The sequence below is a fragment of the Bradyrhizobium sp. KZN70725 genome, from assembly GCF_055264925.1.
Map to the genome: position 1 here is coordinate 1 of NZ_JBUYWT010000203.1, position 536 is coordinate 536.

Here is a 536-nt window from a genome sequence, read left to right on the forward strand (position 1 = left end):
GACCGGGACTGGCAAAACCTGGTTGGCATGTGCCTTCGGACGCCAGGCGGCCAGGCTCGATCATTCCGTCCTTTATTTGCGTATGCCGCGCTTGTTCGAAGACCTCGCCATGGCCCGTCTCGATGGTCGCTTCCCGCGCCTCATCGATAAGCTTGGACGGGTCCAGTTGCTCATCCTCGACGATTGGGGCACCCACACCCTCAATGACCAGCAGCGCCTTGATCTCCTCGAAATCTTCGAAGAGCGCTACAGGCGCAAATCGACCTTGATTACCGCTCAGCTGCCCGTTGCCCAATGGCACGACATGATCGGCGAGCCAACCATCGCAGATGCTATCCTCGACCGGATCATCCACAACTCCCACCGTATCGCCCTCGAAGGCGACAGCATGCGAAGGAAAAAAGCCGCGCGCCCCTTGACCGACGTCGAAAACAGCGAAACGAATATCAACTGACTTCAACAACCAGGCAACCAAAAGCCAGCGCCGCCACGCTGTCCGCGATTTAGCGAAACTGCTGTCCGTCAGTTAGCGAAAC

General features: G+C 58.0%; 1 protein-coding gene. It reads left to right on the forward strand.

Translation table 11 applies throughout. The features are described from left to right. Positions 1 to 454, forward strand: a 454-nt coding sequence (locus ACZBJS_RS42720) for an ATP-binding protein (protein ID WP_316399571.1), incomplete at its 5' end; no start/stop codon positions are given. Positions 455 to 536: the final 82 nt, after the last annotated feature.